The organism is Microbacterium sp. JZ101 (assembly GCF_053903175.1).
Window position 1 is genome coordinate 627,532 of the sequence record NZ_CP096400.1, and the last position, 24,892, is coordinate 652,423.

Sequence of the window (24,892 nt, forward strand, 5' to 3'; positions counted from 1 at the left end):
GTCGGAGGTACCGGGTACAAGTACACTCATGCACATGTATGAGGGTTCGACGCCATGACGTCGGGGGAGCGGCTGGTCAAGTCGCGACAGCGGGTTTCGGATCACGGCGAGGTGTTCACGCCCCGGTGGCTGGTGGACGACATGCTCGACCTCGTCAAAGACGAGACGGAGCGCATCGACTCGCGCTTCCTCGAGCCCGCGTGCGGCTCGGGCAACTTCCTCGTGCCCGTGCTCGAGCGCAAGCTCGCGGCAGTCCAGGTGCGGCACGGTCGCAGTGACTTCGAGAACCGCCACTACGCGCTCTTCGCGCTCATGTGCATCTATGGCATCGAGCTGCTGGCGGACAATGCGCAGGAGTGCCGAGAGAACCTCGCGGGTACTTTCACCCGGTATCTGAAACTCGGCGCGGACGATCAGGTCTGGCTGCGGGCTGCGCAAGCGGTGCTCGCGGCCAACATCGTGCAGGGTGACGCGCTGAAGCTCACCGATGCGCGCGGAGAGCACATCGTCTTCCCCGAGTGGGGGTACCTCGGTCGCGGCAAGTACCAGCGGCGCGACTTCCGCTTCGACAGCCTCGCCCGCAAGGCGGCGTTCGACGGCCTCTTCGCTGCATTCGAGGAGCATGACGTCTTCGCTCCCGTGAAGTCCTACCCGGCGATGACGGCGCAGGAGATCGCGGCATGAAGACGAACGTCGTCAAGCCCCAGGACGTCTTCTTCAATCCGGTTCGCCTCGTCGTGCCACTGTTCCAGCGCCCGTACGTCTGGTCGCAGGAGACGCAGTGGGAACCGCTCTGGCGGGACATCGTGCGTCTCATCGAGGTGATCGAGCGGCACGATGCGGCGGCGACTCATTTCCTGGGCGCGATCGTCATCCAGCAGGTTCCCGTCGGCCTGGGGGCCCTCCCCGCATGGAACGTCATCGACGGCCAGCAGCGGCTCACGACCCTCCAGATCCTCCTCGACGCGCTCCACGCGGAGCTGGAGCGGCGGGGATGGTCGAACCTGGCTGGCCGCGTCCACTCCCTCGTCGAGAACCCCCGCGACCACTGGGACAGCGCGGAGGATCGGTTCAAGCTGTGGCCGACGAACCGCGATCGCGCCGGCTTCACGGCGGTGATGTCCGCTGCCTCGCCGATCGACTACGACGCACTTGCGGCGACCCGCCTCCGAGACGGCCATCGCTTCTTCGCGGAGTCGATTGTCGCGTGGCTGGGCGATGGCGACGACGCCGAACGACGTGCGCGCATGCTCGTGGCGACGGTCACCGAGCGACTCGAGATCGCGAGCATCAGTCTCGATGCGAATGAAGACGCGCAGGCGATCTTCGAGACGCTCAATGCACGCGGCACTCCGCTGTCGGCGGCGGACCTCATCAAGAACTTCGTCTTCCAGCAGATCGACGCGGGGCAAGCCGAGCGTGCGTATCTCGCCCATTGGGCCGATTTCGAGACGCCCTGGTGGGAGACGGAGATCACGACTGGCCGGGTCAAGCACACCCGCTCCTCGCTCTTCCTGTGGCAGTGGCTCGTGGCGCGGACCCGCGAGGACTTCCCGATCCGCGAGGTCTTCACGCAGTTCAAGCACTATGTGACGACGGCGGAGAAGGACGTCGCAGCCCTGCTTCCGAGGATCAAGGCGTCTGCCGATCGCTACCGGGCCGTGATCGAGGGCGCACAGCGTCCCGATGGGCCGCTGGAGCGCATGGAGCTTTTCGGCTACCGCGTCGGCACGCTCGATTCAGAGGTCGCCCGTCCGCTGATGATCTGGCTCGACGAGCCGGAGCAGTCCGACATCCCTGAGCACGATCGCAACAGGATCCTCGAGGCGCTGGAGACCTGGTTCGTGCGGCGGGCGCTCGTGAGGGCACCGTCCCAGGGATCGAATCGGTTCATCGTCGATCTGCTGGGTCACCTCTCGGCGAGGTCTCCGCTCGAGGTTGCCGACGCGGCGGTGGCATTCCTCGCCGCGAATCACACAGCGGTGGGGTACTGGCCGAGCGACGACGAGGTGCGTGCTGCGCTCGTCGACGCGACGGTGTATTGGGATCACCGGCGCGGGCGGCTGCGCATGGTGCTGGAGGCGCTCGAGGATCATCGGCGCGGATATCCCAACGGCATGCGGCTCGCGATGGGGCCGATCGTCCGTGGCAAGGGGACGATCGAGCACCTCATGCCGCAGGGCTGGGCGAAGCACTGGGATGACGGGCTGAGCGACGAGGCGCTCTCGGCGCGCGATCGAGCCGTGCAGACGCTGGGCAATCTCACGATCGTCACGCAGTCGCTCAACAGCCGCGTCTCGAACGCGACGTGGGAGCGCAAGCGTGAGCACTTCCTGGCCTCCGACGACGTCCTCATCACGAAGCAGGCGCTCGCGATGTCGACGGACGGTGTCTGGGACGAAGCGCGGATCGCCCAGCGCACGGACCAGATGATCTCGCAGATCCTCGAGATCTGGCCGGTGCCAGAAGGCCACGTCGGACTGAATCCCGGCGAGCGACGCGCGCAGGCCAAGGTCTCTGTCGACCTGGCAGAACTCATCTCAGCGGGATGGCTCGAGGCGGGCTCGTCGCTGACGGTGCAGCGTGCCGGCTACGACGCCGTCGTCGCAGCCGTGGCTCAGGACGGACGGGTGTTCGTGGGCGACAGCGCCTATGACACTCCGTCTGCCGCGGCGCGCGCTGTGCTCGGGCGTCACGCGAACGGATGGCAGTTCTGGGGCATTGACGGAGGTGTCTCGCTCGCCGACGTCCGCGAGCGGTACCTCGCGAGCCTCGGCGAGGCAGACGTCGACCTGGCGGAGGAGGCGTGAGCGCGCCGATCGTCGAAGGCAAGGCGACCTTCGCGCTGCACGGGCACAACCCTGATGTGCTGACGTGCATCGCGAACCTCTCCAATGACGAGGTGTTCACGCCGCCGGAGTTCGCCAACCAGATGCTCGACACTCTCGAGCAGGCGTGGGCGGAATCGAATGACGGTGCCGTCATCTGGGCTGATCCAACCGTCACGTTCCTCGACCCGTTCACGAAGTCGGGGGTCTTCCTGCGCGAGATCACGAGGAGGATGACGGATGGCCTCGCAAATGTGATTCCGGATCTCGAGGAGCGGGTCGACCACATCCTCACGAAGCAGGTGTTCGGCATCGCGATCACTCAGCTGACGGCGCTGCTCGCTCGACGCAGTGTGTACTGCTCGCGAGACGCGACCGGCCCGCACTCGATCGCGAAGAGCTTCGACCGCGACTGGGGGAACATCTGGTTCGAGCGGACGGAGCACACCTGGGCCAGTCGGCGGCGCGAGCGTCGCGCGCATCCGGTTACCGGCGCGGAGCAGGTCGTGGACATCGTGGGCACGGGGCGGTGCGCGTATTGCGGTGCGTCCGAGGCGGACTACGCACGGGCCGACGCTCTTGAGTCGCATGCCTATGCGCTCATCCACACTGACGACATCAAGGCTCGCCTGAGCGAGCTGTTCGGAGCCGACATGCAGTTTGACGTCATCATCGGGAATCCGCCGTATCAGCTGAGTGATGGGGGATACGGCACCTCCGCCGCACCGATCTACCAGCTGTTCGTCGAGAAGGCGCTCGAGCTCGATCCTCGTTTCGGCGTGTTCGTGACACCGTCGAGGTGGTTCGCCGGAGGCAAGGGTCTCGATGCGTACCGCGAGAGAATGCTCAGCGACCATCGCATGCGGGCCATCATCGACTACCCGAAGTTGTATGAGGCGTTCCCCGGGGTGAAGATCCGCGGCGGCATCTCTTACTTCCTCTGGGACCGAGATCATGAGGGCCCCTGCAGAATCCAGACGATGTGGGACGGCGAGCCGATCGGCGAACCGGTCGAACGCAACCTCGACCAGTTCGATGTGCTCGTACGGCGCAATGAAGCTGTGCCGATTCTCGAGAAGGTGCGTGCTCGAAACGAGCCGACGCTCGATGCGCGGGTCTCCAGCCGAAAGCCGTTCGGTCTCGCTACGAACTTCAGGGGCGCATCCTCGCCGGATGGAATGAAGGACCCCGTGAAGCTCTTTGCGAATCAGCGCACAGCGTGGATCGAGCGGAACGACCTCCCGCTCAACTCGGCGTGGGTCGATGACTGGAAAGTGCTGATGACTCGGGTCCAGGGGACCAGTGCAGCGGTGGAAACCAAGTTCCTTAGCCGTCCTATCGTGGCCGAGCCTGGGACAGCGTGTACCGAGACATACCTGCTGGCAGGGCGGTTCGATACTCGCTCCGAAGCGGAGCGGCGAGCGGCTTATCTGAGAACGAGATTCGTTCGTTTCCTCGTATCTCTCCGAAAACCGACCCAGGACGCGGCCCGAGGGGTGTATGCATTCGTGCCGGACGTTCCTCTCGATCGTGAGTGGACGGACGACATGCTCTACGAGCGATACGGGCTGAACGCCGACGAGATCGAATTCCTGGAGTCGCAAGTCACCGCTCACGACGACTCGGCCGTGCTCGCGGAAACGCCTGAACAGGCCGACGCGGGCGACGAGTCTCGGGCGACATGACTTCGAGAGCGCAGGAGGATCTCCTCCCCAGCAAGCCCGCGACCCGCCTGCGCATCTACGCGTACGCCATCCATGACGACGCGCACGCGGGGCTGCTGAAGGTCGGCCAGACGACGCAGGACGTGAAGACCCGTGTCGCTCAGCAGCTGAAGACCGCCGCGATCGAGAACTACGAGATCGTTCTCGACGAGCCGGCTGACCGTCCGGACGGGTCGGTGTTCCGTGACCACGATGTACGGGCGCGCCTCAAGAAGAAGGGGTTCCCGAATCCCCAGCTCGAGTGGATGCGTTGCTCGGTGGAGGACGTCCGCACGGCCATCGCCGAGCTCCGGCTGCACAAGGAGTATGAGGGCACTCCGACTCAGAGTTTTCCCATGCGCGCCGAGCAGCAGGCCGCTGTCGACAAGACGTACGAGTACTTCCAGTCCCGATGGGCTGAGGATTCCGACGCAGTCCCGGAGTTCCTCTGGAATGCGAAGATGCGCTTCGGTAAGACCTTCACGACGTACCAGCTCGCGAAGAGGCTCGGCGCGAAGCGCGTGCTCGTGATGACGTTCAAGCCGGCGGTCGAAGACGCATGGGAGCAGGACCTCAGGAGCCATGTCGACTTCGACGGATGGCAGTACCTCTCGCGGGCGACCGGCGGCGACCCGTCGACTATTGAGGCCGACCGACCGCTTGTCTTCTTCGGCTCCTTCCAGGACCTCCTGGGGCGCGACAAGGCGGGAGGTTTCAAGCCCAAGCACAAGTGGCTGTCCGACGTCGCGTGGGATCTCGTCGTGTTCGACGAGTACCACTTCGGTGCGTGGCGCGACACCGCCAAGGAGCTCTTCGAGGGCGAAGACGAGAAGGCCCGCAAGAAGGCGAGCGAGCAGGAGTTCGGCGCGGATCTCGAGACGTTCGCCGAGGAGCTCGAGGAGCGCGGCAGCGAAGAGGACCAGTTCGTCCCCGTGCGCGCGAACGCGTACCTCTACCTCTCCGGCACTCCCTTCAAGGTGCTGAACGAGGGGCGGTTCATCGAGGAGCAGATCTTCAACTGGACCTACACCGACGAGCAGCGGGCGAAGGCGGAGTTCGCGGCCGCCCACCCGGACGAGCCCAATCCCTACGCGCCCCTTCCGGAGATGCGGCTTCTGACGTACCAGATGCCGGACGAGCTGCTGGCGATCGCGAGCCAGGGCGAGTTCGACGAGTTCGACCTCAACGCCTTCTTCGAGGCGAAGGGAACCGGGGATGACGCGGAGTTCGTGCACAAGGACGACGTCCAGAAGTGGCTCGACATCATCCGGGGAGAGTACGCCCCGACACAGCTCGACGCGCTGAAGGCGGGCACGAGGCCCCCGTTCCCCTACTCCGACACGCGCCTGCTGCCGCACCTGCAGCACTCCATCTGGATGCTTCCCCGTACGGCGTCGTGTGCCGCCATGGAGAATCTGCTGGCGGAGCCGCAGAACGCATTCTGGCGCGACTACCGAGTGATCAATGTCTCGGCCCCGAATGTGGGCGTCGGCCTGGACGCGCTGCCTCCGGTGCGTAATGCGATCGGCAGCGGCTTCGATACCAAGTCGATCACCCTCACGGTCGGGAAGCTGACGACCGGCGTGACCGTGCCGCAGTGGTCGTCCATCCTCATGCTGCGGAACCTGCAGGCGCCAGAGACGTACTTCCAGGCGGCCTTCCGCGTCCAGTCGCCCTGGACCATCCGCAATCCCAACGGGGATGATCCGAACGCGATCGAGATATTCAAGCCCGTCTGCTTCGTGTTCGACTTCGCGCCGACGCGGGCCCTTCGTCAGATCGCGGAGTACGGTCGCGGGCTGTCGCCTGAGAACCCGAACCCGGAGAAGGCGGTCGAGGAGCTCGTCAGTTTCCTGCCGGTACTTGCCTACGACGGCTCCCACATGACGCAGGTGGACGCGGCCGGCATCCTCGATATCGCGATGTCGGGGACATCCGCGACCCTGCTCGCGCGCAAATGGGAGTCGGCCATCCTCGTGAACGTCGACAACGCGACCCTCAAGAAGATCATGGCGGATGAGCGCGCCATGGCCGCCGTCATGAACATCGAGGGCTTCCGAGCGCTCGGCGCCAACATCATCGAGACGGTCGTCAACAAGAGCGAAGCCGTAGGCAAGACGAAGAAGGAGAAGGGTGACGACATCACTCCCGCCGAGAAGAAAGAGCTCTCGGCGGAGGAGAAGGAGTACAAGTCCAAGCGGAAGCAGATCCAGGAGAAGCTGATCAAGTTCGCGACGCGGATTCCCGCGTTCATGTACCTGACCGACTTCCGGGAGAACACGCTCTACGACGTCATCACCAAGATCGATTCCGACCTGTTCCAGTCGGTCACCGGCCTCACCGTGGCCGACTTCGAGCTGCTGGTCTCGCTGGGTGTCTTCAATGCGGGGCACATGAATCAGGCGGTGTTCGCATTCCGCCGATATGAGGACTCGTCGCTGTCGTACACCGGAATCGAATCGCACAAGGGCCTGCGTCGGTACGGGCTCTACGACACGGTCGTCGCGATCGAGGCGAGCTGAGCTGCCGTGATCGTCGTCGTCCATCGTGCTCGCGTATCGACAGCCGGCGGCATGGCGCCGGTCGGGGTGTGGGCGATCGAGGGCGACCGGCCGGAGTCGTACTATCCGCCCGAGAATGAGAGGTTCCGAGAGCGCGGATGGAACGCGCTGACCGCCCAACCGGGGCTTCCGCTCGAGGAGTGGGCTCGGTTCAAGGCCTCGTCGTCTCCGGCGTGGCGACTCCACGATGACATCGCGACGGTGGCGCTGATCGCGACGGTCGGCGTCGAGTATGTGTTGAGGGCGATCTTCGTCAGCGAGCGGGATGCTCACGAGGCGAAAGGCCATGCCGTCGAGCTGATGGCGAGCCATCCGCGTGATGAGCCGACTGTGCCCCAGGGCGGGGCGCATCAGAACGTCCTCGCTGCGTCTTGGCATGTCGCGTCCGTGCTGACGCGTCGTCATCCGGATCTGGTCGTGCATGAGACGCATCCTGGTGGTGGCCTCTACGACGTCCTCGTGGTCGTGAAGGAGCAGGATCTCGGCTCGCCCCATACAGCGTCGCGACCGCGCGTCATGCTCAACCGCGCCGGGTCCCTGCAGGTGCATCGGGGTCAATCCGAGATGCGGAAGGTGGCCGAGTGGGCGGACGTCCTCCTGGGCGCGGGTGTGGGCCGAGTGGTCGCTGAAATCGAGGCAGCGGCCGGCTGGGCGCAGCCCTCTTCCGTCCCGACGGCGACGGCGCGAGGCCTGGCGTATCGCTTCATCTCGACGGCCTTGCACATCCTCGGAGGGGAACGGCACCTCTGGGACGCCCGCAGCGAGCACATCGACTCCTCCGGAGTCGAGGCCTCACGGCGCCACCATGTCGATGCCTTTCCTTCCGTTCTCGAAGAGGACGAGAAGGCGCGCCGTCTGGCCACAGCGAGTGCGCCCTACAGCCGACTCTGGGTCCTGCTGCGCGACGGGGAGCCGGTGGCCGTCGTGACGACTGCGGGGCGGCTCCATCGTCGATCGCAGGCTCCGGTCGACCTGCTCGCGGCGTACGGGAAGCACGGCGCGCGAACACGCCGGATGACCGCGGCGCTCATGAACCGCTGGCTGTAGCCGGCCGGCAGGCGTCACTGAGAAGTGACACATGTGTCACCTCGCCATAGAATGGCACCATGCGAACGATCAACCGGCGGACCTTGGCGCACGAGACGGCGCGCGTGCTTGACGCGGTTCTCGACACGGGAGAGCCCGTGGAGGTCGTCGGGCGCGACGGGCGAGCCGTGGTGATTTTGCCGCGCCCTCAGTCCGCCCTCGAACGCTGGGAGGCCCAGGGGCTCATCGAGCATGCGACGTTGAGCGTGGAGGAGTTCGACAGGATTGGCGCCGTCGACACCGATCTCACCGCCGAGGAGATCCTCGACGATCTCCGAGGCGAGTCGTGACCCGCGTCATCTACGTCGACACGTCGACGCTCGTGCGCGCCGCCCTCGCGGAGCACGACGGTGAGGTGCAGCGTCAACGGATGCGCGCGCATCTCGCGGCTGGCGACCGGATGGTGTCGTCGAAGCTGCTCTGGCTCGAAGCTGAGCGCGTGGCCACCCGCCTGGAGGTCGTCGATGGCCGCGATGGTGAGCCGGTTCGCGCATACGTTCGCGGCGTGAGCCTGCTGCCTCTCGATGATGATGTCTGGCGCCGCGCGCATGCGATCCGCCAGCACGTGCGCACGCTGGACGCCATCCATCTCGCGACCTGTGCCCTTGCGGGTGCCGAACTGCTCACGTCGGACACGCAGATGCGCGAAGTAGCGGGCGCTCTCGGCATCACGTGCGTCTGACTCTCAGCGGTCCGCGCGGACGAGCAGATCCCCGATCTCGCAGTCGAGCGCCTGGCAGATGGCGATGAGGGTCGAGAAGCGGATGGCCCGGGCCTTGTCGTTCTTGAGGATCGACAGATTGACGATGCTCACGCCGACGATCTCGCTCAGTCGTGTGAGCGTCATCTCCCGTTCGGCGAGGAGTTCGTCGAGTCGGCAGTGGACGCCGGTCTCCTCGTCGTCAGCGGCGGGCGTCACACAAGGCCTTCCGTGTCGCGCTGAAGCCGCTCGCCGACGGCGAAGGCGCGGGCGACCGCACCGAGCCCGAAGAAGAGGAACAGCTTGAGAAAGTCCATCGGCTCGTTGGGCGCGACATATGCGCCGTCGCTGATCTGCGCGGTGGCCGCGGCCGTGATGTAGGAGCGCAGGAACGAACCGGCGACGAGGTCGAGACCGATGGCTCCCGCCATCACCACGAGCAGGACCGTGTTGTCACGTGTAAAGGCTCTACCGCGCGCGAGATTGAGGACGACGAATGCCGCGCATGCGAGCGCGCCGAGCAGACTCAGCGCGTGGATCGATACCTCTGCGATCAGCGCTGAGTATGGCGCCGGCGGGAGCCCGCTCAGGGAGAGGATCGCGCGGTCCACCGAGACATCGACACCGGAGCTGCCGGGACCGAGCGGCAGCGTTGCGACTTCGCCGCTCAGCCGCACGGTGATCGGCACCTCTGAATTGGGGATGATCTGCGAGAGCCGGAGCACGGCGTCCACGACGACGCCGCATGCAAGTACGACGGCGAAGACGATGATCCACAGGAACGTCCAGCGATCGCTCTGCGGGAAGAGCTCAGGGCGGGAGGTCGAGGCGCTCATCACACGAGTCCTTCCGTATCGCGCTGAAGCCGCGCGCCGATCGTGAGCGCGGCAGCGAGGAGGAACAACAACGTCGGGGTCACCAGTGCGCCGGCGGGGAATTCGAACATGAGGATCGCGAAGCCGAAGTTGTGGAGCCCGAGTGCCTCGGTCGCGGCTGCCGCCGCGAGGCCGCGCAGGAGCGGCGTCAACAGAGCCGCCGCGAAGGACAGCAATGCGGCGACGAGGGCGACAGTCGCCGTTCCGGGCAAGAGCGGGCGGTGGGAGGCGAAGCGCCGGCCAAGGATGAAGATGAGCACGCAGATCGCCAGAGCGGAGCTCGCCGAGAGAAGGACGCCGAGCGCGAGGGGGACGCGCACGGACCACGGGGCCCCGACGACCGTGACCTCAGCCTCCGTGAAGATCGAAGACGGCACCTGCTTGAGTCCGTCCTCGAAGAAGACCGCGTCGTCCGCGATCGGCACGTGCACCGGGATGGCACGTGCGAAGACACCGTTCACAAGCTGCCAGATCGTCCAGACGATCGTGAGCGCGAGCGCACCCAAACTCAGCCAGGCGACCAACGAGATGGCCCGACGGTCTCCGCGCGTGATCGGAGAATCCGAGTTCGACGGCATTCTGACTTCCCCTCGTAACGAAAATCGATAACAACGATAGTCGTTAAGGTTGGCGCGGTGCGCCAGGGGTGTGGCGTCATCGTGACCGTTCTGTGATGAGGGAGGGGCGGGGCATTTCGTCTCGGTCGCTTCGCTCCCTCGCTCAATGACCGGGACGGGAGGGGCGCTCCCTCGCTCGATGACCGGGGGTGGGTCCCGAGGAAGGGTTGCGGCATTTCGTCTCGGTCGCTTCGCTCGCTCGCTCAATGACCGGGAGGGAGAGAGACGCGCCCGCGCTCGACCATCGCGTCAAGGCGCTATGCCCAGGGCGAACACGGCTCCTCGAGCGACGGGCGCTCGTTACGGTGGAACCACGACGCGTCGACCGTCCTTTATCGACGCGTCCTGGCCTCGGCCCTGAGGAGTGACATGTTCGAGAGATTCACCGACCGTGCCCGTCGTGTGGTCGTCCTCGCCCAAGAAGAGGCGAAGATGCTCAACCACAACTACATCGGCACCGAGCACATCCTGCTCGGGCTCATCCACGAGGGTGAGGGCGTCGCTGCCAAGGCGCTCGAATCGCTCGGCATCTCGCTCGACGCTGTGCGCGAGCAGGTGCAGGACATCATCGGCCAGGGGCAGCAGCAGCCGACGGGGCACATCCCGTTCACGCCGCGCGCCAAGAAGGTGCTCGAGCTGTCCCTGCGAGAGGCGCTGCAGCTCGGCCACAACTACATCGGCACCGAGCACATCCTCCTCGGCCTCATCCGCGAGGGCGAGGGCGTCGCGGCCCAGGTGCTCGTGAAGCTCGGCGCCGACCTCAACAAGGTGCGCCAGCAGGTCATCCAGCTGCTCTCCGGCTACCAGGGCAAGGAGCCTGTGGGCGTCGCGCCGAGCGGCCAGGAGTCGCAGCAGGCGGCACAGGGCGGCTCGCAGGTGCTCGACCAGTTCGGCCGCAACCTCACGCAGGCCGCGCGCGAGAACAAGCTCGACCCGGTCATCGGGCGCGAGAAGGAGATCGAGCGCGTCATGCAGATCCTGTCGCGCCGCTCGAAGAACAACCCCGTCCTCATCGGCGAGCCCGGCGTCGGCAAGACCGCCGTCGTCGAGGGCCTCGCACAGGCGATCGTCAAGGGCGATGTGCCCGAGACGCTCAAGGACAAGCAGCTGTACTCGCTCGACCTCGGCTCGCTCATCGCCGGCTCGCGCTACCGCGGCGACTTCGAGGAGCGCCTGAAGAAGGTCACCAAGGAGATCCGCACGCGCGGCGACATCATCGTCTTCATCGACGAGATCCACACCCTCGTGGGTGCGGGCGCCGCCGAGGGCGCGATCGACGCGGCCTCGATCCTCAAGCCGCTCCTCGCTCGCGGCGAGCTGCAGACGATCGGCGCCACGACGCTCGACGAGTACCGCAAGCACTTCGAGAAGGACGCGGCCCTCGAGCGCCGCTTCCAGCCCATCCAGGTCGCCGAGCCCTCGCTGCCGCACGCGATCAACATCCTCAAGGGCCTGCGCGACCGCTACGAGGCGCACCACAAGGTGCAGATCACGGATGGCGCGATCGTCGCGGCCGCGAACCTCGCGGACCGCTACGTGAGCGACCGCTTCCTCCCGGACAAGGCCATCGACCTGATCGACGAGGCCGGCGCCCGCCTGCGCCTGTCGATCCTGTCGTCGCCGCCGGCTCTGCGCGAGTTCGACGAGAAGATCGCGAAGGTCCGCGAGGCCAAGGAAGCCGCGTCGGAGGAGCAGGACTTCGAGAAGGCCGCCGCCCTGCGCGACGAGGAGAAGGCGCTTCTGGGTGAGCGCCTGCGCCTCGAGAAGCAGTGGCGCTCGGGTGACGTCGCCGCGCACGCGGTCGTCGACGAGGGCCTGATCGCCGAGGTGCTGGCCCAGGCCACGGGCATCCCGGTGTTCAAGCTCACCGAGGAGGAGACCAGCCGTCTCGTCTTCATGGAGAAGGCGCTGCACCAGCGCGTCATCGGCCAGGAGGAGGCGATCGCTGCGCTGTCGAAGACCATCCGCCGTCAGCGCGCCGGCCTCAAGGACCCGAAGCGCCCCTCGGGCTCGTTCATCTTCGCTGGCCCCACCGGCGTCGGGAAGACCGAGCTCGCGAAGGCGCTCGCGGAGTTCCTCTTCGACGACGAGGGCGCGCTCATCTCGCTCGACATGTCGGAGTTCGGCGAGAAGCACACCGTCTCGCGTCTGTTCGGCGCCCCTCCCGGGTTCGTCGGCTTCGAGGAGGGCGGCCAGCTCACCGAGAAGGTCCGTCGCAAGCCGTTCTCGGTCGTGCTCTTCGACGAGATCGAGAAGGCGCACCCCGACATCTTCAACTCGCTCCTTCAGATCCTGGAGGAGGGACGTCTGACGGATGGCCAGGGCCGGGTCGTCGACTTCAAGAACACCGTGATCATCATGACGACGAACCTCGGTTCGTCGGCGATCGCAGGCGGTCCGGTCGGCTTCCAGGTCGAGGGCAACACCCAGACGACCTACGAGCGGATGAAGGGCAAGGTCGACGAGGAGCTCAAGCGCCACTTCAAGCCCGAGTTCCTCAACCGCGTCGACGACATCATCGTCTTCCCGCAGCTGTCGAAGGACGAGCTCATCCAGATCGTGGACCTGTTCACGAAGCGTCTGGCGGAGCGCCTGCTCGACCGCGACATGACGATCGAGCTGTCGCAGGCGGCCAAGGAGCGTCTCATCGAGGTCGGCTTCGACCCGGCGCTCGGCGCCCGTCCGCTGCGTCGCGCCATGCAGCGCGAGGTCGAGGACCGGCTGTCGGAGCAGCTGCTCAACGGCCAGCTCGAGTCGGGCCACCACATCAAGGTCGACCTCGTCGACGGCCAGTTCACGTTCCACAGCGCACCCCGCGGCGAGAAGGTCGCGGTCGGCGTGAACACGGGGGGCGACATCTCGGCCACGCCCGACCTCGCGGCGCTCGGCGACTGACGGAGACGACAAGGGGCGGAGCCTTCGGGCTCCGCCTCTTTCGCGTGCCCGCGGCGCGCTCAGCGGAGCCTGAGGTGCGCCGTCCTAGGGTGGGAGGATGACCGAGTTCACGGTGCGCGCGGCGCGAGCGGCCGACATGGAGCAGGTGCACCGGATGCTCGAGCCGTACGTCATGCGGCGGATCCTGCTCGGCAAGGACCTCGTCGTGCTCTACGAGGCGACGCAGGAGTTCCTCGTCGCGGAGGACGCGAGCGGGCGGGTCATCGGCTGCGGCGCGCTCCACGTCATGTGGGAGGATCTCGGCGAGATCCGCACCCTCCTCGTGGAGGACGGATGGCTGCACCACGGCGTCGGCCGCGCCATCGTCGACGGGCTCGAGCGCAAGGCGCGCGACCTCGGCCTCACGCGCCTGTTCTGCCTGACCTTCGAGGTCGACTTCTTCCGCCGGCGCGGCTTCGAGCCGATCGGCGAGCAGGTCGTCTCGCCCGACGTGTACTCGCAGCTCGTGCGCAGCCCCGACGAGGGCGTCGCCGAGTTCCTCGACCTCGCCCATGTGAAGCCGAACACGCTCGGCAACACCCGGATGCTCAAGCACCTCTGAGAGGATGCACCCGTGAGCCAGCGTCGCCGCCCCTCGAAGGCCGTCTACCGACGGCGTCGTCTCATGGTGCTGCTGCTGGCCGTGCTCGTGATCGGCGGGATCGTCTGGCTCGCGATCGCGCAGCCCTGGCAGGCGCTCTTCGCGGGCCCCGCGGCGAGCCCCGCCCCCGCGGCGACGACCGAGGTGCCCGCCGCCGCGGCCGAGCCGAGCGAGGAGCCCACGCCGACGGCGACGCCCACACCGACCGAGCCCGCGGCACCGGGGGAGTGCGATCCTGCCAAGCTCGAGGTCGTCGGGCTCGCCGACCAGGGCGAGTACGCGGCCGACCAGCAGCCCCGCTTCTCGATCGAGCTCACGAACACGGGCGACGTCGACTGCGTGCTCAACGTCGGCACCACCACGCAGCGCTTCACGGTGACGAGCGGCGCCGACACGTGGTGGACCTCGACCGACTGCCAGAGCGAGCCGAGCGACATGGAGGTCACGCTCGCCGCGGGCCAGACCGTGACGAGCGCCGAGCCGGTCGTGTGGGACCGCACGCGGTCGAGCGTCGACACGTGCGACAGCGACGAGCGGCCGGCCGCTCCGGGCGGCGGCGCGTCGTACCACCTCGAGGTCGAGATCGGCGGAGTGACGTCGAAGCAGACGACCCAGTTCCTGCTGCGCTGAGGGTCTCGGGCGGACACGCCCGAGGCGCGGTGTCCCCCGAAAGGGGGACATACAGGACGAAGCGCGCCGCGTAAAGTCGTACGTGACTCCGAAGATGATCCCAGAGCTGTCCCCAGCAGCTCGCCGCACATCGTGTCCCCAGCACGGCGGCATCGAATATCGGAGGGATCAGGGCCCCTCACCTCCCGGAACCCCGGAGGCGAGGGGCCCCTCATTTACCCTCCTCACGGCGCGGCTCCGTAGGGTGGAGGGCATGGCCTCCTCGAAGCGCAAGAAGTCCGTCGCGGCCGACCCCTCGGCGTTCCGCTCCGAGGCGCTCGCGCAGGCTCTCGAGAAGCAGGACATGGCGGCGGTCGCCCTCGCCCTCCGCAACGGCAACACCGTCGTGCCGCTGCTCTCGCCCGGGCCGAAGGACGACCCGCTCGACGGCGGCGAGGTGTGGACGTACCGCGACGCGAGCACGGGCCAGGTCGCGCTGCTGCTCTTCAGCGACGCCCGCCACAAGCCCGCGAACCTGCCGCCCGCGGTCGGCGTCTACTCGCCCGCCTGGCTGCGGGCGTTCCTCACGCAGCACCGCCGCACGATCACGTCCGTGTTCCTCGACATCGCGGGCCCGCACCCCATGCAGGCGACCCCCGACGACCTGCTCGCGGCTCTCGAGGCCTGATCGGACGGCGCGGCGCGCCTGATCAGAAGTCGGCGAATCCCGTGTGCTGCGGGACGAGGTGCAGCGACCGCATGTCGTTGAGCGCCGATGTGAGCTTGCCCGAGCGGTCGTCGACCACGCGCGTGAAGCCGAGACGCGCCGCCTCGGCACGCCGCTGCGCGCCCTGCGTGACCGGACGCACGTCGCCGGCGAGGCTGAGCTCGCCGACGGCGGCCACGTTGCGGGCGATCGCATGGTTCCGCACCGATCCGGCCACGGCGATCGCGATCGCGAGATCGGCGGCGGGCTCGGTGAACTTCACACCGCCGACGGTCGACACGTACACGTCGAGCTCGCTCGTCTTGATGCCGGCGCGGCGCTCGAGCACGGCGAGCACCATGGCCACGCGCGACGGATCGACGCCGTGGACGACGCGGCGCGGGTTGTTCGCCGACGTCGGAACGGTGAGTGCCTGCACCTCGACGGGAAGCGCCCGCCGCCCCTCGAGGGCGATCGAGATGCACGTGCCGGGCTCGGGGCTGCCCTGCGAGAGGAACAGCGCACTGGGATCGGGCACCTCGACGATGCCGTCGCCCGCCATCTCGAAGCAGCCGACCTCGTCGGCCGCGCCGAAGCGGTTCTTGAGCGCGCGGATGAACCGCAGGCTCGTCTGCCGATCGCCCTCGAAGTGGCACACGACGTCGACGAGGTGCTCGAGGAGGCGCGGGCCGGCGACCTGGCCGTCTTTCGTGACGTGCCCGACGAGGATGACGGGGAGGTCGCGCTCCTTCGCGACGCGGATGAGTGTCGACGCGACCTCGCGCACCTGCCCCGGCATGCCCGCCGCGCCGTCCGACAGGGACGACGAGATCGTCTGCACCGAGTCGATGATGACGAGCGCGGGCTGGACCGCGTCGATGTGCCCGAGGATCCGCGCGAGATCGGTCTCGCTCGCGAGGAACAGCTCGTCGTGCAGCGCACGGGTCCGCTCGGCGCGCAGGCGCACCTGCCCGGGCGACTCCTCGGCACTCACGTAGAGCACGCGGCGCCCCTCGCGCGCCGACTGCGCCGCGACCTCGAGCAGCAGGGTCGACTTGCCGACGCCGGGCTCGCCGGAGAGCAGGATGGCCGCGCCCGGCACGATGCCGCCGCCGAGCACGCGATCGAACTCGCCGACGCCGCTCGCGCGGCGCGGCGTCTCGGCCGTGCTGATCGACGTGATCGGGCGCGCGGACGCGGTGGGGATCATCGGCGCGACGCGACGGCCCGCGTCGGCGGGCGCCGCCGCCTCGGACACGGTGTTCCACTGCTGGCATTCGCCGCATCGCCCGACCCACTTGGGGCTCGTCCAGCCGCACTCGCTGCAGACGTAGGCGGGCGGGGCAGGGCGCTTCGAGACCATGCTCCTCAGCGTACGAGGGGGCACCGACATCCGATCGATCGGCGCGTGCGGGAATCCCTACCGGATCGACAGACTTTACGCTGCATGAAGCGCGTCAGCGCCCATCGGCTCCGCCTGTGGTGGACTGGATCCATCGGCCCCCGAGCCGATGCCCTTGCCCTGTCCCGAGGAGACTCCCATGTCCCGATTCCCCCGCGCCGCGCTCGCCGCGGCATCCGTCGTCACGGCAGCAGCGCTTCTCGCCGGCTGCTCGGGCGGCACGGCCCCCACGGAGTCCGCCGGCTCTGGCGAGCCCCAGCAGGGCGGCACGCTCACGTACCTCGAGCCGCAGACGTGGCTCACCCTCTACCCGCCGGCCGGAGGCTTCTACCCCAACGGCGGCATCATCAACAACATCACCGACCGCCTCCTCTACCAGAACCCCGAGACGCTCGAGCTCGAGCCGTGGATCGCGGAGGACTGGGAGGTCAACGAGGACGCGACCGAGTACACCTTCACCCTGCGCGAGGGCGTGACGTACTCCGACGGGTCGCCGCTCGACGCCGAGAACGTCGTGCGCAACATCGACCTCTTCGGCAAGGGCGACCCCGACCGCGCCCTCACCGTGTCGGAGGCCATCAACAACTACGACCGCGGAGAGGTCGTCGACGAGCGCACGGTGAAGTTCCACTTCACGGCGCCCTCGCCCGGCTTCGCGCAGGCGGTCTCGACGATCAACTCGGGCCTGCTCTCGAACGAGACGCTCGAGCGCACGGGCGAGGAGTTCGGCCCGGGCAACGCGACCGAGATCATCGGCAGCGGCCCGTTCGTCGTCGCCGACGAGGAGATCGGCACCGAGATCTCGCTCGAGGCGCGCGAGGACTACGACTGGGCGCCGCCGTCGCTCGAGCACCAGGGCCGCGCGTACCTCGACGGCATCGACTACCTCGTCGTGCCCGAGGACAGCGTGCGCGTCGGCACCGTGACGGCTCAGCAGGCGCACATCGCCCGTCAGATCGAGGCGCCCGACGAGCCCCAGTTCGCCGCCGACGGCCTCTCGCTGCACGCCGCCGCGACGAACGGCGTCAACAACGGCCTGAGCTTCCGCTTCCGCGACCCGCTCCTCGAGGACATCCGCGTGCGCCAGGCGCTCATCGCGGGCATCGACCGCGAGGAGATCGTCGAGACGCTCTTCACGGACAGCTACCCGCTCGCGACCGGCGCGCTCGCCGAGACCGCGCTCGGCTACACCGACACCTCCGAGTACTACGAGTACGACCCCGAGAAGGCCGCCGACCTGCTCGACGAGGCGGGCTGGGAGCTCGGCTCCGACGGCGTCCGCGAGAAGGACGGCGAGAAGCTCAGCCTCACGTTCAACGAGGCGCTCCCGCAGCCGCGCTCGAAGGAGGTCGTCACGCTCATCCAGCAGCAGCTGGGCGAGCTCGGCGTCGAGGTGAACCTCCTGCCGGGCGACCAGGCAGCGCAGGACGCCGCTCGCGGCGAGGTCGGCACGCTGCAGGTGTACCACTCGATGGTCGGCCGCGCCGACTTCGACGTCCTGAAGTCGCAGTACCACTCGGGCAACCGCAACACGCTGCTGAACGGCTACCCCGACGGCTCGGTCGGCGACGAGGAGCTCGACGCGCTCCTGCAGGAGATCGCCTCGAGCCCCACCGAGGAGGGCCGCGCCGAGGCGTCGGCCGCGGCGCAGCAGCGGATGGCCGAGCAGGCCTACATCCTGCCGATCTTCGAGGAGCCGCAGGTGTTCGGCTACGTCGACGCCGTGCAGGGCTTCCGCACCGAGTCGGTCGGGCGTCCGCTGTTCTACGACACGTGGCTCAGCAAGTAGTCCCTTGCTGACCTACGTCCTGCGACGCGCCGGGCAGGCGCTGCTGGTGCTCGTGCTCGCCTACACGGCGGCGTACGTGCTCCTCGCGGCCCTGCCCGGCGACGCCGTGCTCGCCCGGTACGGCAACCCCGATCTCGGCCTCACGCCCGAGCAGCTCGAGCAGATCCGCGCCGCGTACGGCGTGGACCGCCCGCTCGTCGTGCGCTACCTCGAGTCGGCCGCGGGCTTCCTCCGCGGCGACTTCGGCTTCTCGGTGCAGAGCGGCGCCGCCGTGTCCGACCTCATCGCCGTGAACCTGCCCGCGACGCTGACCCTCGCAGTGCTCGGGCTCGGCGCGGCGATCTTCCTCGCCGTCACGATCGCGTTCACGGCGACGTACGGCGGATGGCGGTGGCTGCGTCGCGCGTTCCGCTCGATCCCGCCGTTCTTCGTCTCGCTGCCGGTCTTCTGGGTGGGCATCATCCTCATCCAGATCTTCTCGTTCCAGCTCCGGCTCATCCCCGCGATCGGCGCCGACCCCGTCCAGTCGCTCATCCTGCCTGTCGCGACCCTTGCCATCCCGATCGCCGCGCCCCTCGCGCAGGTGCTCATGCGCAGCATCGACGAGGTGCGCGAGCGCCCGTTCGTGGCGGTGGTCCGCGCTCGCGGGGCGAGCACGTCGTGGCTGCTCTGGCGCAACGTCGCCCGCAACGCGCTCCTGCCGACCCTCACGATGGCGGGCCTGCTGTTCGGCGAGCTCGTCGGCGGCGCGGTCGTCACCGAGACCGTGTTCGCCCGCAACGGCATCGGCCAGATCACGGCGCAGGCCGTCGCGAACCGCGACACCCCCGTCCTCCTCGCGGTCGTCGTCATCTCGACGGTCACGTTCGTCGTCATCAACCTCGTCGTCGACCTGCTGTACCCCGTGCTCGATGCGCGGCTGCGCACGCGCGCGTCGGCGCGCCCCGCGCGGAAGGGAGCCGTCCGATGACCGCCATCGCCCCCGGCCGCGCGCGCCGCGGCCTCGGCCGGTCGCTCGCGCGCCCCGGCTTCATCATCCCCGTCGTCGTCCTCGTCGTCGCGCTCGCCTGGGCGATCGCACCCGGGCTCTTCACGGGCATCAGCCCGACCGACACCGTCGCGCCGTCGCTGCAGGCGCCGAGCGCCGCGCACTGGTTCGGCACCGACGCCACGGGGCGGGATGTCTTCGCGCGCGTCGTGCACGGCGCCTCCCAGTCGATCAGCGGCGCGCTCATCGCGGTGCTCGTCGGCCTCGTCGTCGGCACCGCCCTCGGCGTCACCGCCGGCGCGACCGGCGGCGTCGTCGACGAGGTGCTCATGCGCATCGTCGATGTGCTGCTCGCCATCCCCGCGCTCCTGCTCTCGCTGAGCGTCGTCATCCTGCTCGGCTTCGGCACGACGAACGCCGCGATCGCCGTCGGCGTGACCTCGATCGCCGTGTTCGCGCGCCTCGCGCGGTCGGAGGTCGTGAGCGTGCGCGTGAGCGAGTTCGTCGAGGCCGCGTACGGCTCGGGCGGGACCTTCCTCAGCGTGCTGTGGCGGCACATCCTGCCCAACTCGCTCACGCCCGTGATCGCCCTCGCCGCGCTCCAGCTCGGCTCGGCCATCCTGCAGATCTCGACCCTCGGCTTCCTCGGGTACGGCGCCCCGCCGCCCACGCCCGAATGGGGTCTCCTCATCGCAGAGGGCCGCGACTACGTCGCGACCGCGTGGTGGCTGACCGTCCTGCCCGGCGCCGTCGTCGTCGCGGTCGTGCTCGCGACGAACCGGCTGAGCCAGGCCATCCGAGGAGGCGAGCCGGCATGACCGAACCGCTGCTGTCCATCCGCGACCTCGCCGTGCAGTACCGCACGGCGCACGGCCCGGTCGACGCCGTCCGCGGCGTCTCGTTCGACGTCGAGGCCGGCAGGGTCACGGCCCTCGTCGGCGAGTCGGGCTCGGGCAAGACGACCGTCGCCCAGTCGGTGATCGGCCTGCTCGCCTCGAACGGGCACGTCTCGCGCGGGAGCATCCGCCTCGCCGAGCGGTCGGAGGGCCTCACCGAGCTCGTCGGGCTGAGCGAGCGTCGGTGGCGCCATCTCCGCGGCCGCTGCATCGGGCTCATCCCGCAGGACCCGGGCAACTCGCTCAACCCTGTCGCGACGATCGGCGCGAGCGTCGGCGAGGCGCTGCGGATCCACGGCTGGCGCGATCGCCGCAAGATCGAGGCGCGCGTGCTCGACCTGCTCGAGCGCGTCGACATCGACGACCCCGAGACGCGTGCGCGCCAGTACCCGCACGAGCTGTCGGGAGGGATGCGCCAGCGCGTGCTCATCGCCGCCGCGCTCGCGCTCGAGCCCGAGCTCGTGATCGCCGACGAGCCGACGAGCGCGCTCGACGTGACCGTTCAGCGCACCGTCCTCGATCTCCTCGACCGTCTCCGGGAGGAGACCGGAACGGGCATCCTCTTCATCACGCACGACCTCGCCGTCGCGGCCGACCGCTCCGACGACATCGTCGTCATGCGCGGGGGAGAGGTGCAGGAGGAGGGGCCGTCGGCCGCCGTGCTCACGGCGCCGCAGTCGCCGTACACGCGCACGCTGCTCGCCGACGCGCCGTCGCTCGCGCAGGTCGTCGAGCGCACGCCGCCCGCGGTCGACCCCGGAGCGCGTCCGCTCGTCGAGGTGACCGGTCTCCGCCAGGAGTTCGCCCGCGGGGCGGGGCGGGCGCCGCTCGTCGCCGTCGACGACGTGTCGTTCGCGATCCCGAAGGGGACGACGCACGCGCTCGTCGGCGAGTCCGGGTCGGGCAAGACGACCACGGGGCGCAGCATCGCCGGCTTCAACCGCCCGACCGCGGGGACCATCCGCGTGGGCGACGTCGACGTGACCGCGCTGCGGTCGGCGCGGGAGTTCCGCCGCACGACCCAGCTCGTCTACCAGAACCCGTACGGCTCGCTCGATCCGCGCCAGACGATCGCGAGCATCCTCGCCGAGCCGCTCGAGAACTTCGGCCTGGGCGACCGGGCGGAGCGCGCGGACCGCGTCGCGCACCACCTCGAGCTCGTCTCGCTCGCGCCGGAGATCGGACGCCGCCGGCCGCGCGAGCTCTCGGGCGGGCAGCGGCAGCGCATCGCGATCGCCAGGGCGCTCATCCTCGAGCCGGAGCTCGTCGTGCTCGACGAGGCCGTCTCGGCGCTCGACGTGACCGTGCAGGCGCAGATCCTGCGCCTGCTCGCGCGCCTGCAGAGCGAGCTCGGGCTCACCTACGTCTTCATCTCGCACGACCTCGCTGTCGTGCGGCAGATCGCCGACACCGTGTCGGTGCTGCAGCGGGGCCGGCAGGTCGAGCACGGCACGGCCCAGCAGGTGTTCGACGACCCGCAGGACCCGTACACACGGCAGCTGCTCGCCGCGATCCCCGGGACGACGTTCCGCGAGGCCGACGGGCACGCGCAGGAGGGAGCACGATGACCGCGCCGCGTCTGGGATTCTTCTCGCGCCTTCTCGAGGAGGCGCCGGCCGCGGACCGCTACCGGTTCGCGCTCGAGCAGATCGCGCAGGCCGAGGAGTCCGGCTTCGCGTCGGCCTGGATCGCGCAGCACCACTTCGGCGAGCACGAGGGCGGGCTCCCTTCACCGTTCGTGCTCCTCGCGGCGGCAGCCGAGCGCACGACGCGCATCGGCCTCGGCACGGCCGTCCTCACCCTGCCGATCGATGACCCGGTGCGCACGGCCGAGGACGCGGCCGTGCTCGACCGTCTGAGCGACGGGCGCGTGCAGCTCGGTGTCGCCTCGGGCGGCACTCCGTCGTCGTTCGCCGCGTTCGGGCAGGACGCCGCGCGCCGTCGGGAGATCTTCGCCGACCACTTCGCGGTCTTCCTCGATGCGCTCGAGGGGCGCGGCATCCGCGGCACCGCGTCGCGCATGTACCCCGACGGCGGCGATCTCGCGCGGCGCCTGTGGCAGGCGACGTTCTCGGTCGACGGAGGGCGCCGTGCCGGCGAGCGCGGCGACGGGCTCATGCTCTCGCGCACGCAGCCGCGCCCCGAGGGAGCGGCCGACGCGCCCCTGCACACGGTGCAGCTGCCGATCATCGAGGCGTACCGAGACGCGCTTCCCGACGGCGCGCCCGCGCGCGTCCTCGCGTCGCGCACGGCGGTCGTCGTCGACCCCGAGAACCGCACGCACGTGCTCGAGCTCGCGCAGGATGGCCTGCGCCGGCTCGCCGAGACCATGTTCGGCCTCGACGCCGACCGGCTCGGGATCGACGAGCTCGTGCGCGTCACCGACACCCACATCGGCACGGTCGACGAGGTCGTCGCGACGCTCGCGGCCGACGAGGCGATCTCCGCCGCGACCGATGTGTCGTTCCAGGTGCACTCGGTCGCGGCGCCGCACGAGCTCACGCTCCGCTCCCTCGAGCTGCTGGCGACCGAGGTCGCCCCGCGGCTCGGGTACGCGACCGGCGCCGACGCGGCGTCGTCGCTGCGCACCGCGCACCATCCGCTCGTCCCCGCAACCGAAGGAGCCTCATGAGCCAGAACGCGGACATCATCGATCTGCTCGCGGGCGTCGCGCCGGGCAGCGCGCTGTCGGCCATCCGAGACCAGCGCCCCCAGGCGCGCGAGAACGCGCAGCGCAGCTTCGAGGCGCTCCTCGAGCCCGCCGACCCCGGCACGTTCCCGCTCTCGGAGCGGTACGCGGTCGCCGCCTTCGTCGCCCGCCTGCACGGCTTCGACGCCGCGACCGACTTCTACGCCGATGTGCTCGGCGACGAGGCGCCCGAGCTCGTCGCACCGGTCGACGCGGCCGCCGCGAGCGGCGCGACGACGGGTCCGTACGGGGTCTACCGCGAGCCCGGTCTCGCGGGCGAGAGCCGCGAGGGGCTCGTCTGGACGGCCGACGTCGGCGCACTCGGCGAGCGGCTCGCCGCCGCGCTCACGCACGCGCACCTGCTCGTCTTCCGCCCGCGCGAGGCGCGGCCGGAGGCGCTCCAGGCGCTCGTCGACGCGGGCTGGAGCGCAGACGACATCGTCACGCTCTCGCAGCTCGTCGCCTTCCTGTCCTTCCAGCTCCGCGCGGCCTGGGGCCTGCGCGTCCTGGCCGCCCACCCCGCAGAAGGGAGCGTCGCATGAGCGAGCTCGTCACCGCGTACCCCGACCTCGCCCGCCCCGAGGCGTTCACGCAGCAGGGCCTCGGCTGGGTGCCGTGGCTCCTGCCCGTCGCCGAGGACGAGCTGACCGACGCGCAGCGCGAGGCGCTCATCGAGCCGGCGCGCGCGAAGATGCCCTACTTCCGGCTGCTTGCGCGCGATCCCGAGGCGCTCAGGGCCCGCACGCTGACCGACCTCGACATCTTCTTCAACGTCTCGAGCGGCGTCGGCCGAGCCGAGCGCGAGCTCGCGGCGGCCGCCACGTCGCGGCACAACGGCTGCGTGTTCTGCGCGCACGTGCACGCGGCAGCGGCGACGCGCGAGTCGGGCCGGGAGGACGACGTGCAGCGCCTCCTCGACGAGGGCGTCGGAGCCGACCTCGGCGACGACACCTGGAACGCGATCGTCGCGTCGTCGGTCGCGCTCGCCGAGACGCCGCTCGCATTCGACGGCGACGACGTCGCCCGCCTCCGCGAGGCCGGCCTCGACGACGCCGAGATCGTCGACGTGATCAACGGCGCCGCGTTCTTCAACTGGGCGAACCGGCTCATGCTGTCGCTCGGCGAGCCCGAGGTGCCGGCCCGACGTCGCGGCGGCGCATGAGCATCCCGCGGCTCCTCGACCACGTCGTGATCGCAGGCCCCGATCTCGACGCGCTCGTGCGGTGGTTCGCGCAGGAGACCGGGGTGAGCGCCGCGCCCGGCGGCGTGCATCCGACGGGCACCGCGAACGCGCTCGTCGCGCTCACGGTCGCCGGAGAGCGCGGCCCGCAGTACATCGAGCTCATCGGCCCCGACCCCGATCGGAAGGACGCCGCGCTCCCGACGAAGTTCGGCATCGCGGGCCTCACCGCGCCGAGCGTGCAGACGTACGCCGTGCACCCCGACGACCTCGACGCGACGGTCGCCGCGGCGCGCGAGCGGGGGTACGACCCGGGCCCGATCGAGCCGCTGTCGCGGCGCACACCCGACGGGGAGCTCCTCGAATGGCGCCTCACGCGCGGCGAGGACGTCCGGCTGGACGTGCCGTTCCTCATCGACTGGGGCGCGACCGCGCAGCCCGGACTGTCGGCCATCCCCGCGATCGAGCTCGTCTCGCTCGTCCGCGCGGAGCCCGACCCCGCGCCCCTGCGCCGTGAGCTCGACGCCCTCGGCCTGGGCGATGGCGTCGCGGAGGTCGAGGAGGGCGCTCCCGCCGGCTATCGCCTCACGCTGCGCCGCGACGACGGGCGCGTGGTCGTTCTGTAGCGGGCCGTCCGCCGGGTTTCCCTCTCGCGCTGTGCGACATAGTTTGTAAGACTATGGAACTAAGTACAGCGCTCCGCCGAGTGGGCGCCCGAGGCGAAGGAG

The 24,892-nt window shown here is 69.2% G+C and carries 23 protein-coding genes; 19 read left to right on the top strand and 4 right to left on the bottom strand.

What is annotated here, in order from left to right; translation table 11 throughout:
* Positions 1 to 54 precede the first annotated feature (54 nt).
* From M1D56_RS02835 to M1D56_RS02865, 7 genes are all read left to right on the top strand, one after another.
* Positions 55 to 684, top strand: coding sequence for an N-6 DNA methylase (locus tag M1D56_RS02835; protein WP_456284627.1), 630 nt, complete (start codon positions 55 to 57; stop codon positions 682 to 684).
* Positions 681 to 2,810, top strand: coding sequence for a GmrSD restriction endonuclease domain-containing protein (locus tag M1D56_RS02840; RefSeq protein WP_456284628.1), 2,130 nt, complete (start codon positions 681 to 683; stop codon positions 2,808 to 2,810). The genes M1D56_RS02835 and M1D56_RS02840 overlap by 4 nt, the downstream gene beginning before the upstream one ends.
* The gene (locus M1D56_RS02845) at positions 2,807 to 4,513 is read left to right on the top strand and encodes an Eco57I restriction-modification methylase domain-containing protein (RefSeq protein ID WP_456284629.1); all 1,707 of its coding nucleotides are present in this window, start codon (positions 2,807 to 2,809) and stop codon (positions 4,511 to 4,513) included. The genes M1D56_RS02840 and M1D56_RS02845 overlap by 4 nt, the downstream gene beginning before the upstream one ends.
* On the top strand, positions 4,510 to 7,053 hold the full coding sequence (locus tag M1D56_RS02850) for a GIY-YIG nuclease family protein (RefSeq protein WP_456284630.1): 2,544 nt from the start codon (positions 4,510 to 4,512) through the stop codon (positions 7,051 to 7,053). The genes M1D56_RS02845 and M1D56_RS02850 overlap by 4 nt, the downstream gene beginning before the upstream one ends.
* A gap of 240 nt (positions 7,054 to 7,293) precedes the next feature.
* Positions 7,294 to 8,139, top strand: a complete 846-nt coding sequence (locus tag M1D56_RS02855) for a TY-Chap2 family putative peptide chaperone (protein WP_456284631.1) — start codon at positions 7,294 to 7,296, stop codon at positions 8,137 to 8,139.
* Positions 8,140 to 8,198: 59 nt separating this feature from the next.
* A complete protein-coding gene (locus tag M1D56_RS02860; RefSeq protein ID WP_456284632.1) occupies positions 8,199 to 8,468 on the top strand; it encodes a hypothetical protein in 270 nt (89 codons plus the stop codon).
* Complete coding sequence (locus tag M1D56_RS02865; protein ID WP_271173151.1) at positions 8,465 to 8,860, top strand: type II toxin-antitoxin system VapC family toxin; 396 nt, start codon at positions 8,465 to 8,467, stop codon at positions 8,858 to 8,860. Before M1D56_RS02860 ends, M1D56_RS02865 begins: the two co-directional genes overlap by 4 nt.
* A 3-nt stretch (positions 8,861 to 8,863) precedes the next feature.
* On the opposite strand, the gene M1D56_RS02870 is transcribed toward M1D56_RS02865, so the two are convergent.
* The 3 genes from M1D56_RS02870 to M1D56_RS02880 are packed head-to-tail and all read right to left on the bottom strand — an operon-like array spanning position 8,864 to position 10,331.
* Positions 8,864 to 9,097 carry a helix-turn-helix domain-containing protein gene (locus tag M1D56_RS02870; protein ID WP_282979007.1) on the bottom strand — a complete coding sequence of 78 codons (234 nt, stop codon included), beginning with the start codon at positions 9,095 to 9,097 and terminating at the stop codon, positions 8,864 to 8,866.
* A complete protein-coding gene (locus tag M1D56_RS02875; protein ID WP_421074586.1) occupies positions 9,094 to 9,714 on the bottom strand; it encodes a hypothetical protein in 621 nt (206 codons plus the stop codon). The genes M1D56_RS02870 and M1D56_RS02875 overlap by 4 nt, the downstream gene beginning before the upstream one ends.
* Positions 9,714 to 10,331: a hypothetical protein gene (locus M1D56_RS02880; protein ID WP_421074587.1), complete on the bottom strand. Its 618-nt coding sequence runs from the start codon at positions 10,329 to 10,331 to the stop codon at positions 9,714 to 9,716. The genes M1D56_RS02875 and M1D56_RS02880 overlap by 1 nt, the downstream gene beginning before the upstream one ends.
* Before the next feature lie 408 nt (positions 10,332 to 10,739).
* Between M1D56_RS02880 and M1D56_RS02885 the strand changes: the two genes are divergently transcribed.
* The 4 genes from M1D56_RS02885 to M1D56_RS02900 all read left to right on the top strand — a co-directional run bounded on the left by M1D56_RS02885 (position 10,740) and on the right by M1D56_RS02900 (position 15,202).
* Complete coding sequence (locus M1D56_RS02885) at positions 10,740 to 13,265, top strand: ATP-dependent Clp protease ATP-binding subunit (protein ID WP_271173147.1); 2,526 nt, start codon at positions 10,740 to 10,742, stop codon at positions 13,263 to 13,265.
* A 97-nt stretch (positions 13,266 to 13,362) separates the two neighbouring features.
* Complete coding sequence (locus M1D56_RS02890) at positions 13,363 to 13,866, top strand: amino-acid N-acetyltransferase (protein ID WP_271173146.1); 504 nt, start codon at positions 13,363 to 13,365, stop codon at positions 13,864 to 13,866.
* A 12-nt stretch (positions 13,867 to 13,878) separates the two neighbouring features.
* The gene (locus tag M1D56_RS02895) at positions 13,879 to 14,535 is read left to right on the top strand and encodes a hypothetical protein (protein WP_456284633.1); all 657 of its coding nucleotides are present in this window, start codon (positions 13,879 to 13,881) and stop codon (positions 14,533 to 14,535) included.
* 253 nt (positions 14,536 to 14,788) lie between these two features.
* A complete protein-coding gene (locus M1D56_RS02900; RefSeq protein ID WP_324012509.1) occupies positions 14,789 to 15,202 on the top strand; it encodes a dehydrogenase in 414 nt (137 codons plus the stop codon).
* A 22-nt stretch (positions 15,203 to 15,224) separates the two neighbouring features.
* On the opposite strand, the gene radA is transcribed toward M1D56_RS02900, so the two are convergent.
* Complete coding sequence (gene radA, locus M1D56_RS02905; RefSeq protein WP_456284634.1) at positions 15,225 to 16,583, bottom strand: DNA repair protein RadA; 1,359 nt, start codon at positions 16,581 to 16,583, stop codon at positions 15,225 to 15,227.
* Between the two features lie 178 nt (positions 16,584 to 16,761).
* On the opposite strand from radA, the gene M1D56_RS02910 reads away from it, so the two are divergent.
* The 8 genes from M1D56_RS02910 to M1D56_RS02945 are packed head-to-tail and all read left to right on the top strand — an operon-like array spanning position 16,762 to position 24,790.
* Entirely contained in the window at positions 16,762 to 18,411 is a 1,650-nt protein-coding gene (locus M1D56_RS02910; protein ID WP_324012508.1) for a TIGR04028 family ABC transporter substrate-binding protein, read from the top strand.
* 7 nt (positions 18,412 to 18,418) lie between these two features.
* Positions 18,419 to 19,381 (top strand): ABC transporter permease, encoded by a 963-nt coding sequence (locus M1D56_RS02915; protein ID WP_271173230.1) that lies wholly within the window; start codon positions 18,419 to 18,421, stop codon positions 19,379 to 19,381.
* The gene (locus M1D56_RS02920; protein ID WP_271173141.1) at positions 19,378 to 20,217 is read left to right on the top strand and encodes an ABC transporter permease; all 840 of its coding nucleotides are present in this window, start codon (positions 19,378 to 19,380) and stop codon (positions 20,215 to 20,217) included. Before M1D56_RS02915 ends, M1D56_RS02920 begins: the two co-directional genes overlap by 4 nt.
* On the top strand, positions 20,214 to 21,863 hold the full coding sequence (locus M1D56_RS02925) for a dipeptide ABC transporter ATP-binding protein (RefSeq protein WP_456284635.1): 1,650 nt from the start codon (positions 20,214 to 20,216) through the stop codon (positions 21,861 to 21,863). The genes M1D56_RS02920 and M1D56_RS02925 overlap by 4 nt, the downstream gene beginning before the upstream one ends.
* Positions 21,860 to 22,927, top strand: a complete 1,068-nt coding sequence (locus M1D56_RS02930) for a putative FMN-dependent luciferase-like monooxygenase (protein ID WP_456284636.1) — start codon at positions 21,860 to 21,862, stop codon at positions 22,925 to 22,927. Before M1D56_RS02925 ends, M1D56_RS02930 begins: the two co-directional genes overlap by 4 nt.
* A complete protein-coding gene (locus M1D56_RS02935; protein ID WP_456284637.1) occupies positions 22,924 to 23,526 on the top strand; it encodes a CMD domain protein in 603 nt (200 codons plus the stop codon). Before M1D56_RS02930 ends, M1D56_RS02935 begins: the two co-directional genes overlap by 4 nt.
* Positions 23,523 to 24,146 carry an alkylhydroperoxidase domain protein gene (locus tag M1D56_RS02940; RefSeq protein ID WP_271173137.1) on the top strand — a complete coding sequence of 208 codons (624 nt, stop codon included), beginning with the start codon at positions 23,523 to 23,525 and terminating at the stop codon, positions 24,144 to 24,146. Before M1D56_RS02935 ends, M1D56_RS02940 begins: the two co-directional genes overlap by 4 nt.
* Positions 24,143 to 24,790, top strand: a complete 648-nt coding sequence (locus M1D56_RS02945) for a VOC family protein (RefSeq protein ID WP_456284638.1) — start codon at positions 24,143 to 24,145, stop codon at positions 24,788 to 24,790. The genes M1D56_RS02940 and M1D56_RS02945 overlap by 4 nt, the downstream gene beginning before the upstream one ends.
* Positions 24,791 to 24,892: the final 102 nt, after the last annotated feature.